This is a genomic window from Ruegeria sp. ABV3_008, from assembly GCF_056161185.1.
Window position 1 is genome coordinate 201,208 of the sequence record NZ_JBSWYP010000006.1, and the last position, 15,071, is coordinate 216,278.

Below are 15,071 nucleotides of genomic sequence, written 5' to 3' on the forward strand. Positions count from 1 at the left end.
GATCACCTCATCTTAACCGGCCGGCAGGGCGGCATTTTCACGCTCTCGGTACCGTTCGACAGCGGCCACGTCACTTTCTGCCTCGAGCATCAGCATCAGCGAATGCAATTGCTCAAGGTCTCGCAGTTCGACATTGATCAGCAGTCGGTAAAAATCCGGTTTGCGGTCGACGAACTCAAGGTTTGAGATATTGGCCTTTTTTTCGCCGATCAATGTGCAAATACGCCCCAGTACGCCCGCATCGTTGCCGATGGTGAGGTCAAGTGTCGCGCCATAGACCGCCGGGTGGGTACCGGAATGCCAGTGGAGATCGACCCAACGCTCGGGCTCATTCTCATATGCGCCCAGACGGTTGCAGTCGATGGCGTGAACTTCGACGCCTTTACCTCGATGTGTAATGCCGACAATCCGCTCGCCCGGCAGGGGCTGACAGCAGGGGGCGCGGTCGAATTTCTGACCTGGCTCAAGACCGATCACGGCGCGCCGCAGCGGGATCGCATCGCCGTCGTCCTGCGTCAGTTCCGGATAGACGGCGCTGACCACGTCATGGGCTGTCAGTTCGGCACTGCCCAAACGCGCGAGCAACTCATGCCGGTCTTTCAGACGCAGGTGTTTGGCGGCTGTATCCAGCGCCTTATCGGTGGATTTGCGGCCGACATGCTCGAACCCTGAGCGCGCAAGCTCTTTGCCCAGCTTGATGAACCGTTCGCGGTCAACTTCGCGTAGGGCGCGGCGGATCGCGGTGCGGGCTTTGCCGGTCACCGCTATCTCAAGCCAAGTGACCTGAGGGGTCTGGCCATCGGCGGTGATGATATCGACCGACTGCCCGTTCTTCAGCCGGGTCCAGAGCGGCACGCGGATCGCGTCGACCTTTGCCCCGACACATGCGTGCCCAATACGGGTGTGGATGGCGTAGGCAAAATCAATCGGCGTCGCACCGCGAGGGAGTTTTACGACATCGCCTTTCGGCGTGAAGCAGAACACCTGGTCCGAGTACATCTCAAGCTTGACGGCTTCGAGGAAGTCTTCGTGATCTTCCTCAATGTCGAATTGCTCGGTCAGGTTCGAAATCCACTTGGCGGGGTCGACCGCAAACGGGTTCTCGGTCCGGACGCCGTCGCGATAAGACCAGTGCGCGGCCACGCCGGTTTCAGCCACATCGTGCATCTGGCGGGTACGGATCTGAACTTCGACCCGTTTGCCGTCACGACCCGAAACAGTGGTGTGGATCGAGCGGTAGCCGTTCGATTTAGGCTGAGAAATATAGTCCTTGAACCTGCCGGGCACCGCGCGCCAGCGCTGGTGGATCGCGCCAAGGGTGCGGTAGCAGTCTTCCTCGGTTTCGGTGATGATCCGGAACCCGTAGATATCGGACAAGCGCGAGAAGCCCTGATCCTTTTCCTGCATCTTGCGCCAGATCGAGTAGGGCTTCTTGGCGCGGCCAAAGACTTCAGCCTCGATGCCCCCTTTCTCCAGCTCATGGCGCATGTCGCCGGTGATCCGGTGGATCACGTCTCCGGTTTCACGCTGCAGGGTGATGAAGCGACGGATGATCGACTGACGCCCTTCCGGATTCAGCACTCGGAAGGCGAGGTCTTCGAGTTCCTCGCGCATCCACTGCATCCCCATCCGACCCGCAAGCGGCGCGTAGATATCCATCGTCTCGCGTGCTTTGACAATCTGCTTTTCGGGGCGCATCGCCTTGATGGTGCGCATATTGTGCAAACGGTCGGCCAGCTTAACCAGAATGACCCGCAGGTCCTTGGACATGGCCATGAACAGCTTGCGGAAATTCTCGGCCTGTTTGGTTTCGCGGCTGGAGAGTTGCAGGTTGGTCAGTTTTGTGACGCCATCGACCAGTTTGGCGACCTCATCCCCGAACAGCTCCGCCACTTTGCCATAGCTGGCTTTGGTGTCTTCGATCGTGTCGTGCAAAAGCGCCGTGATAATGGTCGCATCATCTAGGCGCTGTTCGGTCAGGATGGCGGCAACGGCAACGGGATGGGTAAAGTAGGGCTCGCCGGAATGGCGGAACTGCCCTTCATGCATCTGCTGGCCGAATTCATAAGCCTCGGCGATGCGTTCAGCGTTTGTCTTTGGGTTATAATTGCGGACCAGCGCAATCAGGTCGTCAGCAGAAATCATCCGGTCCGCACCTTCATTTTGAGGGCTTACCCCTGCCCTTGAGCCTCCATCAGAGCGCGCAGGAGTTTTTCTTCCGACATGTCATCTTCGGCAGGTTTTTCTGATTCAGCACCCATCAGAAGAGCCATCTGATCTTCTTCCGGCTCATCAACCTCGATCTGGGTCTGGTTGGCTTCGATCAGACGCTCGCGCAGTTCATCCGCGCTCTGGGTTTCGTCGGCGATTTCACGAAGCGAGACAACGGGGTTCTTGTCGTTGTCACGGTCCACAGTGATCGGTCCACCGGCGGAAATCTCACGCGCACGATGGGCGGCAAGCATCACCAGTTCAAACCGGTTGGGAACCTTGTCTACGCAGTCTTCAACCGTCACGCGGGCCATGGAACGCTACTCCGTTGCTGAATCCATATCAGGAAGCGTTGTATCTAAGACCGTTTGAGCGCCTTGACAAGCAGGAAATAGCGCAAATCCACCAATCTACAAAGGTGTGACCGCGGCGATGTCTTCCGCTGGCAGCGCCTCGAGCATCTGCTGGACGGTCTGACCCAGAACCGGATGGTTCCAGTCCCGGGCCACATCGGCCATGGGCACAAGCACAAACGCCCGGTCCTGTAGGCGGGGATGGGGCAAAATCAGCTGCTCTGGCGCCTCTTGACGCTGCGCATCCGCAGGCAGGGTCAGCCAGCAATCGAAGGTGGCGGGATCGGGCAATAACTGATCATCGTAGCACACCAGATCCAGATCCAGCGTCCGCATCCCCCAGCGCTGCACCCGCTCACGACCGAATTCATGCTCGACCTCATGCAGAACCTCCAGCAGCTGCGCAGGTGTAAGGTCAGTCTCGATCAGAAGGGCGGCATTGACGTAGTCGGGGCCCGCACCCGGAGGGAAACAGGGGGTTTCAAAAAACCGGCTTTCGGCGCGAATCACCAACCCACAATCCGCGAGCGCCGTTATTGCATTGCGAAGTGTCACCTTGGGCCCTAGTCCGCTCAGATTGAGATTTGCGCCCATCGCGACAACTGCATTTGACGTGGTTTTACCCATTAATACCCCCATATTCGGCCAAATGCATACTTGCGATGCGCATTAAAAGCCCTAATTATAGGCACACCAGCACGCTTAATTTTACACCACTCACTCTTAAACGCGCAGCGGGCTGGATTATACCGGAAGGACCTATTTATGTTTTATAAGGACGAACGGCTAGCGCTGTTCATCGACGGCTCGAATCTTTATGCCGCCGCCAAAGCACTTGGCTTCGACATCGACTACAAGCTTCTGCGGCAGGAATTCATGCGCCGTGGCAAGCTTCTGCGTGCTTTCTACTACACAGCGCTGCTGGAGAATGACGAATACTCTCCGATCCGACCATTGGTTGACTGGCTGCACTATAATGGCTTCACCATGGTGACCAAACCGGCCAAGGAATACACCGACAGCATGGGGCGTCGGAAGGTCAAGGGTAATATGGATATCGAACTCACCGTCGATGCCATGGAACTCGCACCACGCGTTGATCATATTGTGCTGTTCTCGGGCGATGGGGATTTCCGCCCGCTGATTGCCAGCCTGCAACGTCAGGGCGTACGTGTTTCGGTCGTGTCGACCATCCGCAGCCAGCCGCCGATGATCTCGGACGAGCTGCGCCGCCAGGCCGACAACTTCATTGAACTGGAAGACCTGCGCGACGTGATCGGCCGCCCGCCTCGGGAAATGCCGACCGAACCACGCAGTGTTGCTGCCGCCGGCGGGCACTAACCCACGGCGTCACAATTGGGGATGAAATTAGCGCGGTCAGGGTATGAAACCCTGGCCGCGCTTCTTTAACTAAGGTTTGGTACTGAAACACCTAACGGCTATCAGTGATTCATGTCAGATCAATGACGCCGCCCTGTCTGGACCAAGGCCGTGAAAAGACCTACCTGTGGCGCAAGGAGACAGCGACATGACCAAGCCGCCATTGACTTTGTACTTGGCCGCGCCGCGCGGGTTCTGCGCGGGCGTGGACCGCGCCATCAAGATCGTCGAGATGGCGCTACAGAAATGGGGCGCTCCGATCTATGTTCGGCACGAGATCGTCCACAACAAATTCGTGGTAGACGGGCTGCGCGCCAAAGGGGCCGTGTTTGTCGAGGAGCTGGACGAATGCCCCGATGACCGGCCAGTGATCTTCTCGGCTCATGGGGTCCCCAAATCCGTCCCTGCCACCGCTGCCCAGCGCGAGATGATCTATGTCGATGCCACCTGCCCCTTGGTCTCGAAGGTTCATGTCGAGGCACAGCGCCACTCGGACAATGGCCTTCAGATGATCATGATCGGCCACAATGGACACCCCGAGACCATCGGCACCATTGGACAACTGCCCGAAGGTGAGGTGCTGTTGGTCGAAACCGTCGAAGATGTCGCCACGATTCAGGTCCGCGACCCGGATCAGTTGGCCTTTGTCACCCAGACCACCCTGTCGGTCGATGACACCAAGGATATCATCGCAGCGCTTGAAGAGCGTTTCCCCAAGATCGTCGGCCCGCACAAAGAAGACATCTGCTACGCCACCACCAACCGGCAAGAGGCCGTGAAAGCCGTTGCGCCAAAAGCGGATGCGCTGCTGGTGGTGGGTGCGCCGAACTCGTCCAACTCCCGGCGATTGGTCGAGGTCGCCTCGCGCGCCGGATGCAACTATGCGCAGTTGGTCCAACGCGCCACCGATATCGACTGGCGCGCGCTTGAAGGGATTTCAAGCATTGCCATCACTGCCGGGGCCTCAGCCCCTGAGGTACTGGTGAATGAGGTCATCGACGCGTTCAGCGATCACTACGAGGTAACCGTCGACCTTGTTGAAACCGCCGTCGAAAACGTCGAGTTCAAAGTCCCCCGCGTGTTGAGGCAACCAGCATGAACGGCGTTCCCAAATCCGCGCTCTATCTGGGGTTGGCGGGGCTGATCCCGTTCATTTGGGGGGCGCTGACTTATCTGAACTCGGACCTGCACGATCTGGGCATGCGCGAGCTGGGCTCTCGTTTCGTAGGGCCTTACATCCAGCTGTTCTATGGCTCGGTTATCCTGAGTTTCATGTCCGGTGTCTTGTGGGGCTTCGCCACCAAGACCTCGGGCAGCAAGGCGACTGTGGGCTATACACTGTCGGTCCTTCCCGCCCTTTGGGCCTTCTTCATGACAGGCGGCGGGCCGATCGGCACCGGCACCAATCTGATGATCGGCTTTGCCGGGCTTTTGGTGCTGGACGCCCTGTTCTGGTATTGGGGTCTCGCGCCACGCTGGTGGATGCGATTGCGTATCCTGCTGACGGCCATCGTGCTGCTGTGCTTGGCCGTCGGAGTGTATCTATGAACGACCGTGAGACGATCTCAGTCTATGACGAACAGGCCGCGCGCTATGCCGACCTGACCGATGAGGCCAACACCGAGGATCCGCAACTAACCCGTTTCATTCAGGCCGTTCCAACAGGTGGTAAGGTGTTGGATCTGGGATGCGGCCCGGGTGCCTCGTCAGTGATCATGGCGCAGGCGGGGCTGGAGGTTGAGGCAATGGATGCCTCGGCCGAGATGGTCCGGTTGGCCTCGGCCCATCCTGGCGTGTCCGCCCGCCAGGCGGCGTTCTCGGACCTGCAGGACGAGGATGTCTACGACGGCATCTGGGCCAATTTCAGCCTTTTACACGCCAAACGCGCGGATTTCCCGAACCATTTGGCAGCCATTCACCGGGCGTTGAAACCCAAGGGCGTCTTCTATATCGCCATGAAGCTGGGACAGGGTGAAGGGCCGGATCGTTTGGGGCGCTTCTACAGCTATTATTCCGAGGAAGACTTGAAAACCTATATTCAAAAGGCGGGCTTTACCGTCACCGCACGACGACTTGGCAGCGGCACCGGGCTGGATGGCTCGGTCTCGGATTGGATTGGGCTTGCCGCCCATGCCTGAGCTATTTGCCTATACCGATGGTGCCTGTTCCGGCAATCCCGGCCCCGGCGGCTGGGGCGTGCTACTGCGCGCGATGCAGGGGGACTCGGTCCTGAAAGAACGGGAACTCAAGGGCGGTGAGGCCGAGACCACCAACAACCGGATGGAACTGCTGGCCGCTATCAGCGCGCTGGAGGCGCTGGAGCGCGCGTCCAAAATCACCGTTGTGACCGACAGCGCCTATGTGAAAAACGGCGTAACGGGATGGATTTTCGGGTGGAAGCGGAACGGTTGGAAAACCTCGAACAAGAAACCCGTCAAGAACGTCGACCTGTGGCAGCGGTTGGACGAGGCGCAGGGTCGTCATGACGTGACATGGGAATGGGTCAAAGGCCATGCGGGTCATCCCGAAAACGAAAAAGCGGATGAACTGGCCCGTGCGGGCATGGCCCCCTTCAAACCCGCAAAGGCGCAAGAGTGAGCGCGCTTGCCCTGCTGGACTATGCCTCGGTTCTGGTCTTTGCGCTAACCGGGGCGCTGGTGGCCAGCCGGGCGCAGCTTGATCTGGTGGGCTTTGCCTTCATCGCCTGCCTGACAGCGGTCGGAGGCGGCACCGTGCGGGACCTGCTGCTAGATCGTCATCCCATCTTCTGGGTCGGCCAACCGGACTACATCCTGATTGCGGTCGGGGCCGCTGTTCTGGTGTTTTTCAGCGCGCATCTGGTCGAAAGCCGCTATAGCTGGCTGATCTGGCTGGACAGTTTCGCTTTGTCCATTGCCGTTGCTGCGGGAACCGGAGCAGCACTTTCGCTGGATCAATCCGGCATCATCGTGGTGCTGATGGGCGTAACCACCGGATGTCTGGGCGGATTGATGCGCGATGTGGTCTGTAATGAAGTCCCTCTGGTGCTTAAACAGGGTGAGCTTTACGTCTCATGCGCTTTTGCAGGTGCCTTGACGGCGGTGGTCGCGACACGCCTTGGGCTCGAAGGCTTGCCCGCGCTGGCGCTATGTGCTGCGATCTGCTGGGCCTTGCGCGCCGGATCGCTTATCTTTGGTTGGAGGCTTCCCGTCTACAAAGCCCGCCCGCCGCGCCAATAGGGCGTGTAAAGACCGCAACAAACCGAAGGCCCGCTTGTGAAACCTGCCTTGTCCTTGCTCGCCGCCAGTGCGCTTTGCCTCGCCTCTTGCGCGGAACCCTACAGCCCGACGCAATTCGTGGCCCAAGGCGATCAGATCGTCGTCACCGGAGCCATCGACCACACCACCCTTGGTGCCTTTCGTGCAGTGGCCGCCGACAACCCGCAGATCAAAACGCTTCTCCTGCAAAACATCGAAGGATCGGTGGATGACGATGCTAACGTGATCTTCTCGCGTGAGGTGCGCAACCGGGGTTTTGACACGGTGGTGCCGTCCGACGGCATGGTCGCCTCGGGCGGGACGGACCTGTTTCTGGCGGGCAACAAACGCACCTTGAAACCGGGCGCTTGCGTCGGCGTTCATAGCTGGGGCGGAGGGGGCATCATCGCCACCGAACTGCCCGAGGACGACCCCGAACACGACCGATATCTGGACTATTATGACGATATCGGCGTGGCCGAGGATTTCTATTGGTACACACTAGAAGTCGCCGCTGAGGACGAAATGCACTGGATGACCGCCGCCGAAGCCAACAGCTACGACATGGCCACCACGCGCGTCGCGCGGCTGGGGTCAACTGCGACCTGCGACGCGCGCTGAACTCAGCGCGACAGCAGCCGCGCGCCGATCTCTTTGACGAATTTCGCAGCCACCATTGCGGTCATGCCATACGGGTCGCGATGGGGGTTAAGTTCGACAATATCCGCGCCGACCAACTGCCCCTCGAACCGATGGATCAGGTCAATCACCTCACGCGTGCTGAGCCCACCGGGTTCGTGATGTGACACACCCGGTGCAAAGGCCGGGTCCAGCGCATCCAGATCCAGAGACAGGTAGACCGGTCCGTCAAAGCTGATCTCCAGATCGGGACGCCAATTGCGCATGTCGATCACCTCGACCCCGAACTTGTCCGCCTGCTCCTGCTGGTGCTTGTTCATGGTACGGATGCCGACCTGCACCAGACGTTTGACCTTGCCGGTCTCCATCACCCGCGCGAAAGGGCAGCCATGGCCCAGAGGGCCGATATCCTGGGTGTCATAAAGGTCGGGATGCGAGTCGATATGCAAGATGTTCAGCCCCTCATACCGCTCGGCATGGGCCTTGATCAGCGGGAAAGCGACCGAATGATCGCCGCCCAGAGACAACAGCCGCGCGCCGGTCTCGATCCGTTCGGCCGCCTCGCCCTCAATACGGTCGATGGGCTCCTGCCCGCGCATCTCGAACACATCCAGATCACCGGTATCCTTGAACCGACCCGTGGCCCCCAGATCGGTGCCATCCTCGGCCGTTAAGTTGGCCGCACCGGAATGCAACGCCTCGCGAATGCGACCAGGCGCAAAGGCCGGACCCTGTAGAAACGAGGAATGCAAATCCAGTGGAATGCCCATGAGGGCAACATCACCAGCGTTCAGATCATAAGACATGGGTCACCTGCTTTAAAACTCGGCTTGATCTGGCGGCGACCCAAGGGAAAGGTCAAGCCTTAGCGGCGCTTTAAACTCTGCCAGATCCAGATCACCAGCAACGCGCCCAGCACCGCCCCTACAAAACCGGACAACCAGCCGGAAACGGTGATCAGTGCACGCAACAGGAATCCGCCGACCAGAGCACCAACAATACCGATCAGCATGGTAGTGGGGATGTCAGCCTCGATCCGCATCAGGCGGGTGGCGAGGAACCCTGCGGCGGCTCCGATCACGATCAGGGCGACAACGGACATGTCATCGCCTCCAATGGGTCGGCACGATGATTAGCGCACCGATTGAGGATAGAACCGCGTCCAGCCCAGGCGGGCCAAAGCTTATGCCGAACATGATGCGGACGAAGTAGAACAGGAATGCTCCACCGACGCAGATGATGATGGATTGAAGGTAACCGTTATGGGTGAATTCCGTCTTCTCAGAGAGATAGCCGACTATCCCGGCAATCACGACGGTGCCCATCAGGACCATGAACATCTGTCTCTACTCCGACGTCAGGCGGGTGCCGACCGGGATGGGCCAACCCCGCAGAAAGGTTTCCCTATCCTGCGCGCCTTTGCCTGCCCGTTGCAAGCGCAACAGTTCAACCGCGCCCTGCCCGCAGGCGACATGCAATTCGGGTGTCAGTACCTCTCCCGGAGTACCCCGCCCCTCGGCCACGCGCGAGGCCAGCAGCTTGAGGCGCGCGCCCTCCATCTCGGTCCACGCTCCGGGAAAGGGCGACAGGGCCCGGATCTGGCGGTCGACCTCAACCGCGGTACGGGACCAGTCGATCCGCGCCTCGGATTTGTCGATCTTTGAAGCGTAGGTGACGCCCTCTTCGGGTTGTGGCTGGGGGGTGAGGTCCGGCAGTTGAGCCAGCGCGTCAGTGATCAACGCGGCCCCCATTGTCGAGAGCCGGTCATGCAGTTGAGCTGTGGTTTCCTCAGGTTCAATCGGTGTGGCCTGACGCATCAGGACGGGGCCGGTGTCCAAACCCGCCTCCATCTGCATGATGCAGATCCCGGTTTCCGCGTCGCCCGACATGATCGCGCGATGGATCGGCGCGGCCCCGCGCCAGCGCGGCAACAGGCTGGCGTGGATGTTCAGGCAACCCTGTGCGGGTGCGTCCAGAATGGCTTGCGGAAGAAGCAGGCCGTAGGCGACGACCACCGCCACATCCGCGTTCAACGCGGCAAACGCGGCCTGTTCCTCGGGCGATTTCAGCGAGACTGGATGCCGGACCTCTAGCCCCAACGCCTCAGCCCGCGCATGGACAGGCGTCGGGCGGTCCTTCTTACCCCGACCAGCGGGGCGCGGGGGCTGGCAATAGACGGCGGCGATCTCATGCCCCGCATCGACCAGAGCATCCAATACCGGGACTGAGAAATCGGGCGTACCCATGAAAATTAGTCGCATGTTCCGCTCCGGTACGGTTTCCGGGTGCCGGGCTGAAGCCCGACCTACCCCTGTTTCTTGGCTTTGCGCAGCAGCATGTCGCGTTTGACCTTGCTGAGGCGGTCGAAATACATCCGGCCGTTCAGATGGTCGATCTGGTGCTGCACACTGGTCGCCTCGATCCCCACGAAATCGCGGCGGTCAATGATGCCCTGTTCGTTCAGGAATTTGACGGTCACGGCCCGAGGGCGCTTTACCTTGGCCGACACGCCCGGCAGATTCGGGCTGGCCTCAACATGTTCGCGCAACTCGACCGATCTGTGCAGGATTTCCGGGTTCGCCAGTCGCACCACGCGGCCCCGCTCGGTCGAGCCATCAACGACCGCCAAACGCAGCATCACCCCGATCTGAGGCGCGGCGAGGCCAACGCCGGGCATCGCCTCCATCGTGTCAATCATATCGTCCCAGATAGCCCGGATTTCATCGGTGATCTCGGGCACATCTTCGGCCTTGGTCCGCAGGCGTTTGTCCGGCCATGGCAGGCAGGTGCGGACACTCATGTGCGGGCCTTCTCGCGCTTGAGCTTTTGCATCTTGCGCGTGATCATCTGCCGTTTTAGCGGCTTGAGGTAGTCGATGAACAGCTTGCCATCCAAGTGGTCGATCTCATGCTGCACGCAGGTGGCCCAGAGCCCATCAAATGTTTCCTGCTGCGCGTTGCCGTTCTGGTCCATCCAGGCCACGTCGACGACCTTTGGGCGCGTGACCTCGGCATATTGATCCGGGATCGACAGGCAGCCTTCTTCGTAGACGTTAGTCTCATCCGACGAGGCAACAACCTCGGGGTTGAACATGACCAGAGGGCGGGGGGCCTCGCCCTCTTCCTTGACGCAATCGAGAACGATCAGGCGATCCAGCACTCCGATCTGCGGCGCAGCCAGACCAATGCCGGGCGCGTCATACATGGTTTCCAGCATGTCATCGGCCAACTTGCGCAGATCATCTGTCAGGTCGGCAACTGGGGCGCAGAGTTTTTTTAGGCGAGGATCGGGATGGATCAAAATAGTGCGTTTCATGAGGCTGATTTAGGGCATCCCGCCCGTCGCCGCAACGCCCCCCTTGCACCCGCCCGATTTGTAGTTAGCTTTCGCCTCGACAGATGGAGCAGACATGACTTTCAATACCCCAACCGACCGCCGCGGCACCCACAGTTCAAAATGGGACAAGATGGAGCAACTCTACGGCGTATCCCCCGATGATGGGCTGGCGATGTGGACGGCTGATTCCGACTATCAGACCGCGCCTTGCGTGATTGATGCGGTGCGCCGTGCAGCTGAGCATGGGGTCTTCGGCTATTCGTGGAAACACCCTGAATATCTGGCTTCGGTTCAGTGGTGGATGCAAACCCGCCATGCCTGGCAAATCGACACCGATTGGGTGCTGACCTCGCAAGGTTTGGGCAATGCAATCGCCCTCTGTCTGGATGTCTGGAGCGAACCGGGCGATGGCGCTGTGATCTTCACGCCCGTTTACCATGAGTTTGCCCATAAGGTGAACAAATCCGGACGCCGCGTGGTGGAATGCCCGCTGGTGCGCGAGGGCGACAGCTACGCGATTGATCTGGACGACGCGCAGTCGCGTCTGGTTGGGTCGGAGAAGCTGCTGCTGTGGTGTTCACCGCAAAACCCGTCGGGCCGGGTTTGGACGACTGAGGAGCTGCGCTCTGTGGCTGAATTCGCCGGGCGCAACGGGCTGATTCTGGTCTCGGATGAGATCCATCATGATCTGGTTTACCCGGGGGCGAAGTTCGTCCCAATGGATGTCGCAGCACCCGAGGCGCGGCCTTGGACCGTGACCCTTACTGCAGCGTCGAAGACGTTCAACATTGCGGGACAGCGCACCGGCAACATGATCATCCCCGACCCGAAGCTGCGCGCGGCGATGCGCCACCGGCTGGATACAATGGATTATGAACCAAGCGCCCTTGGCGTGGCCATGATCACCGCCGCCTATACGCCCGAAGGGGCGGAATGGGTGGATGCTCAGGTCGCGCATCTGGATAAAAACCGCCGGCTATTTGACACCACGATCGCCGAGATTCCCGGCCTTTGGTCGATGCCCCTACAGGCGACCTATCTGGCCTGGGTTGATTTCTCGGGCACCGGGATGAGCCATGATGAGTTTGTTCGACGCCTACGCAAGGATGCGCGCATCGCGACCTCGTCAGGCCCCGGGTTTGGTGCGGGCGGCGAGACTTTCGAACGCTTCAACCTTGCCACCCAACACGCCCGCGTCGAAGAAGCTTGCGTGCGGCTGAAGCAGGCGTTCGGGGATCTGCAATAGCAGATGCGCCTGCTGGCCCGGATCACGCTAGTCTTTCTGATCGCAGCCCTTGGCTGGATCGGCTGGCAGAGATACGGGCCGCGCCCTCCCGCGCCTGCCATGGCGCCTGACGCGGCACAGATCGATCACATTCTGATCGAAAAATCTGCCCGTCGCCTGACCGCAACGTTGGACGGCGCCATCGTACTGCAGAGCGAGATCGCACTGGGCTTCGCGCCAGAAGGAGACAAAGAGCAGGAAGGCGACGGTAAGACGCCCGTTGGGATGTTCACCATCGACCGGCGCAACCCGAACAGTGCGTTCCACCTGTCACTTGGGATCGACTACCCTCAACCCGAAGACATAGCCCGCGCACAGCAGCGGGGCATAGACCCCGGCGGAGATATCTTCATTCACGGGCAACCAAATGGCGTTGTCGGCCTCATCCTGCCCGGAGACTGGACGCTTGGCTGTATCGCTTTGTCCAATGACGAGATGGGACAGCTTTGGAGCCTGACTCCGACCGGAACGACCGTCGAAATTCGACCCTAGATCGCTATGCGTTTGATTTGAGGCGACATACGCTGCCTCTCCCTTCGGTCGAACGCGCCTTTCAATGGACTTGCCTCAGGTAAAACGCAAAACGCTTTAGTCCTCGTGCCCCAGCAGAGCAATCGGAGCATCTGGCGCTCGGTAGAAATCCAGCGGCGCCTTGTCGGAAGCCGCCGTGTTGCGCTTGAACTCATAGCGCATTTCGCCCGCCTCTTCCTCGTCCGCGACGATCAGGCATTGATACAGATGGTTCGCGCCGTCATGGATATCGACTAACCCGCGCAAACGCGGCGTGGTTTCAGCCTCAACTGTAAAGCCATTCTTCCACAATCTAAGAATTTTGAAGTAATTGTCGCCCATTTCCACCCGCAAACGGCTGGTCTTTTTCAAAGTGGCGATTCGCGCGGCCTCCAACTCAGCGCTCATTTCCTTGGAAACATAGGTACTCATCAAATTTCCCCCCTTCGATATCTCTTATTGTGGAGGCAAAACTGTAAAAATCCAGTGAAGCCGACCACATAACATCAAAGCGCCCACAGATGTTGCGCGCACATCTCAGGCCGGTGATGTGCGCAGGTGCAGGCTGTATGCGCGCGGGCTGTCATAGGAAGGCCGGGTTCTGCACCCTATCTTTGCCGAAACGCAGATACGGAGGACGCGAGATGGGCCTGCTGGTCGACGGAACCTGGCACGACACCTGGTATGACACCAAATCCACCGGCGGCGCATTCAAGCGCAGCGCCGCTCAATTCCGCAATTGGCTGACGGCTGATGGCAGCGCTGGCGCGTCCGGCAAAGGTGGCTTCAAGGCTGAACCGGGGCGCTATCACCTCTATGTCAGCCACGCCTGCCCCTGGGCTCATCGGACGCTGATCTTTCGGGAACTCAAAGGGCTCACCGATCTGATCTCAGTCTCGGTGGTGCATCCAGACATGCTGGACAAGGGCTGGAGTTTTGAAACCGATGATCATGGCGCGACCGGAGATGATCTCTACGGTCTGGACTACGCCCATCAGATCTATACCAAAGCCGACCCCGCCTATTCCGGCCGAGTTACGGTGCCAATCCTGTGGGACAAACAGCAGGAGACGATCGTCTCGAACGAAAGCTCGGAAATCATCCGCATGTTCAACTCGGCCTTCAACGAGATCACGGGCAACCGCGATGATTACTGGCCCGAGGCGATGCGCGACGAGATTGAAGAGGTCAACGCGCGGATCTACTCAGACGTTAACAATGGCGTATACAAATCCGGCTTTGCCACCTCGCAAGAGGCATATGATGCCGCCGTCCACCCACTGTTCGACACGTTGGACTGGCTTGAGGACCGGCTAGCCCAGAACCGCTATCTGATGGGCGACCGCGTGACCGAGGCTGACTGGCGTTTGTTCACCACGCTGATCCGGTTCGATCCGGTCTATCACCTGCACTTCAAGTGCAACAAACGCCGGCTGATCGATCACCCCAACCTCTGGGCCTATACGCGTGAGCTATATCAATGGCCGGGCGTCGCGCAGACCGTGAACATGAACCATATCGTGCGGCACTATCACTACAGCCACAACAGTATCAATCCGCACCGGATCATCCCGGTGAACCCGACGCTTGACTATCTTGAACCGCACGGACGGGATCAGCGCCCCGCTGCGTAGTGCTCTACCATCGCCGCCAGATCCTCGGGCGGGGTGCCGCTTTGCACATAGGCGCAGGCATTGGGACTGTGGGCAAAGATCGACCCGTCCGAGAAGAAGGTGGTGTTGGTGACAAAAATTACCCGCGCTTCAGGGCGGCGGTAGCTGGCGAAATCGGCTACGGCCAGCGCGCTGCCGGTTTCCAGAACCAGATCCAGCACGATTATCTCGAACTCAGAGCCATAGAGCGCCAGTATCGCGGCCTCTTGCCCGGCTACAAGCGTCACCTCGGCACCTTGCCGTTCAAGATGCCTTTTCCAAACCCGACCCAGATCGGGGTTACTCTCAACAATCAAAACTTTCATACTACAACCTCGGCACTTGGTGTGGTGAGTGGTGCCGACCCCCAAGACCCGTGATCACGTCATTTCCTTAACAAAGTGTTAACTCTGCCTGCTAACCGCCCTGAACAAGCGGATTTGCTTGTCAAAACGGCGAAAATCCGCTT

General features: G+C 59.5%; 21 protein-coding genes. 10 read left to right on the top strand and 11 right to left on the bottom strand.

The features are described 5' to 3' along the window. Nucleotides 1-12: 12 nt before the first annotated feature. The 3 genes from ACXAH8_RS12595 to folK all read right to left on the bottom strand — a co-directional run bounded on the left by ACXAH8_RS12595 (nucleotide 13) and on the right by folK (nucleotide 3,191). A complete protein-coding gene (locus ACXAH8_RS12595) occupies nucleotides 13-2,145 on the bottom strand; it encodes a RelA/SpoT family protein (RefSeq protein WP_475218886.1) in 2,133 nt (710 codons plus the stop codon). A 26-nt stretch (nucleotides 2,146-2,171) separates the two neighbouring features. Next, nucleotides 2,172-2,525 (bottom strand): DNA-directed RNA polymerase subunit omega, encoded by a 354-nt coding sequence (gene rpoZ / locus ACXAH8_RS12600; protein ID WP_475218889.1) that lies wholly within the window; start codon nucleotides 2,523-2,525, stop codon nucleotides 2,172-2,174. Between the two features lie 96 nt (nucleotides 2,526-2,621). Further along, on the bottom strand, nucleotides 2,622-3,191 hold the full coding sequence (folK, locus tag ACXAH8_RS12605; RefSeq protein WP_475218891.1) for a 2-amino-4-hydroxy-6-hydroxymethyldihydropteridine diphosphokinase: 570 nt from the start codon (nucleotides 3,189-3,191) through the stop codon (nucleotides 2,622-2,624). A 138-nt stretch (nucleotides 3,192-3,329) separates the two neighbouring features. On the opposite strand from folK, the gene ACXAH8_RS12610 reads away from it, so the two are divergent. From ACXAH8_RS12610 to ACXAH8_RS12640, 7 genes are all read left to right on the top strand, one after another. After that, complete coding sequence (locus tag ACXAH8_RS12610) at nucleotides 3,330-3,905, top strand: LabA-like NYN domain-containing protein (protein ID WP_039541714.1); 576 nt, start codon at nucleotides 3,330-3,332, stop codon at nucleotides 3,903-3,905. 187 nt (nucleotides 3,906-4,092) lie between these two features. Further along, nucleotides 4,093-5,043, top strand: a complete 951-nt coding sequence (gene ispH, locus ACXAH8_RS12615; protein WP_475218894.1) for a 4-hydroxy-3-methylbut-2-enyl diphosphate reductase — start codon at nucleotides 4,093-4,095, stop codon at nucleotides 5,041-5,043. Beyond that, a complete protein-coding gene (locus ACXAH8_RS12620) occupies nucleotides 5,040-5,492 on the top strand; it encodes a DUF3429 domain-containing protein (protein ID WP_475218896.1) in 453 nt (150 codons plus the stop codon). The genes ispH and ACXAH8_RS12620 overlap by 4 nt, the downstream gene beginning before the upstream one ends. Next, nucleotides 5,489-6,082, top strand: coding sequence for a class I SAM-dependent DNA methyltransferase (locus ACXAH8_RS12625; RefSeq protein ID WP_475218898.1), 594 nt, complete (start codon nucleotides 5,489-5,491; stop codon nucleotides 6,080-6,082). The genes ACXAH8_RS12620 and ACXAH8_RS12625 overlap by 4 nt, the downstream gene beginning before the upstream one ends. Further along, nucleotides 6,075-6,542, top strand: a complete 468-nt coding sequence (rnhA, locus tag ACXAH8_RS12630; protein ID WP_170380455.1) for a ribonuclease HI — start codon at nucleotides 6,075-6,077, stop codon at nucleotides 6,540-6,542. Before ACXAH8_RS12625 ends, rnhA begins: the two co-directional genes overlap by 8 nt. Continuing rightward, nucleotides 6,539-7,162, top strand: a complete 624-nt coding sequence (locus ACXAH8_RS12635) for a trimeric intracellular cation channel family protein (protein WP_475218900.1) — start codon at nucleotides 6,539-6,541, stop codon at nucleotides 7,160-7,162. The genes rnhA and ACXAH8_RS12635 overlap by 4 nt, the downstream gene beginning before the upstream one ends. Before the next feature lie 48 nt (nucleotides 7,163-7,210). Next, nucleotides 7,211-7,801: a COG3904 family protein gene (locus ACXAH8_RS12640; RefSeq protein ID WP_475218902.1), complete on the top strand. Its 591-nt coding sequence runs from the start codon at nucleotides 7,211-7,213 to the stop codon at nucleotides 7,799-7,801. Nucleotides 7,802-7,803: 2 nt separating this feature from the next. Here the strand turns inward: ACXAH8_RS12640 and speB are convergent, their stop codons facing one another. Genes speB through def (ACXAH8_RS12670) form a run of 6 tightly spaced genes read right to left on the bottom strand, consistent with a single transcriptional unit; the run spans nucleotide 7,804 to nucleotide 11,134 of the window. Then, nucleotides 7,804-8,625 carry an agmatinase gene (gene speB / locus ACXAH8_RS12645; RefSeq protein ID WP_475218904.1) on the bottom strand — a complete coding sequence of 274 codons (822 nt, stop codon included), beginning with the start codon at nucleotides 8,623-8,625 and terminating at the stop codon, nucleotides 7,804-7,806. A 59-nt stretch (nucleotides 8,626-8,684) separates the two neighbouring features. Next, nucleotides 8,685-8,921 (bottom strand): GlsB/YeaQ/YmgE family stress response membrane protein, encoded by a 237-nt coding sequence (locus ACXAH8_RS12650; RefSeq protein WP_475218906.1) that lies wholly within the window; start codon nucleotides 8,919-8,921, stop codon nucleotides 8,685-8,687. Nucleotide 8,922: 1 nt separating this feature from the next. Next, nucleotides 8,923-9,159 carry a hypothetical protein gene (locus ACXAH8_RS12655; protein ID WP_170380460.1) on the bottom strand — a complete coding sequence of 79 codons (237 nt, stop codon included), beginning with the start codon at nucleotides 9,157-9,159 and terminating at the stop codon, nucleotides 8,923-8,925. A gap of 6 nt (nucleotides 9,160-9,165) precedes the next feature. Then, a complete protein-coding gene (gene fmt, locus ACXAH8_RS12660) occupies nucleotides 9,166-10,080 on the bottom strand; it encodes a methionyl-tRNA formyltransferase (protein ID WP_475218908.1) in 915 nt (304 codons plus the stop codon). Between the two features lie 44 nt (nucleotides 10,081-10,124). After that, nucleotides 10,125-10,619 (bottom strand): peptide deformylase, encoded by a 495-nt coding sequence (gene def / locus ACXAH8_RS12665; RefSeq protein WP_475218910.1) that lies wholly within the window; start codon nucleotides 10,617-10,619, stop codon nucleotides 10,125-10,127. Beyond that, the gene (gene def / locus ACXAH8_RS12670; RefSeq protein ID WP_475218913.1) at nucleotides 10,616-11,134 is read right to left on the bottom strand and encodes a peptide deformylase; all 519 of its coding nucleotides are present in this window, start codon (nucleotides 11,132-11,134) and stop codon (nucleotides 10,616-10,618) included. Before def (ACXAH8_RS12670) ends, def (ACXAH8_RS12665) begins: the two co-directional genes overlap by 4 nt. Nucleotides 11,135-11,228: 94 nt before the next feature. Between def (ACXAH8_RS12670) and ACXAH8_RS12675 the strand changes: the two genes are divergently transcribed. Further along, entirely contained in the window at nucleotides 11,229-12,401 is a 1,173-nt protein-coding gene (locus ACXAH8_RS12675) for a MalY/PatB family protein (protein ID WP_475218916.1), read from the top strand. A gap of 3 nt (nucleotides 12,402-12,404) precedes the next feature. Beyond that, a complete protein-coding gene (locus ACXAH8_RS12680) occupies nucleotides 12,405-12,932 on the top strand; it encodes a L,D-transpeptidase family protein (RefSeq protein WP_475218919.1) in 528 nt (175 codons plus the stop codon). 96 nt (nucleotides 12,933-13,028) lie between these two features. Here the strand turns inward: ACXAH8_RS12680 and ACXAH8_RS12685 are convergent, their stop codons facing one another. After that, nucleotides 13,029-13,382, bottom strand: coding sequence for a hypothetical protein (locus ACXAH8_RS12685; protein WP_170380466.1), 354 nt, complete (start codon nucleotides 13,380-13,382; stop codon nucleotides 13,029-13,031). 212 nt (nucleotides 13,383-13,594) lie between these two features. Here ACXAH8_RS12685 and ACXAH8_RS12690 point away from each other — a divergent pair, with 212 nt between their 5' ends. Beyond that, a complete protein-coding gene (locus tag ACXAH8_RS12690) occupies nucleotides 13,595-14,584 on the top strand; it encodes a glutathione S-transferase family protein (protein ID WP_475218921.1) in 990 nt (329 codons plus the stop codon). Here ACXAH8_RS12690 and ACXAH8_RS12695 read toward each other — a convergent pair. Then, entirely contained in the window at nucleotides 14,566-14,928 is a 363-nt protein-coding gene (locus ACXAH8_RS12695; RefSeq protein ID WP_170556374.1) for a response regulator transcription factor, read from the bottom strand. The two genes, ACXAH8_RS12690 and ACXAH8_RS12695, sit on opposite strands and share 19 nt — an antisense overlap. Between the last annotated feature and the right edge of the window lie 143 nt (nucleotides 14,929-15,071).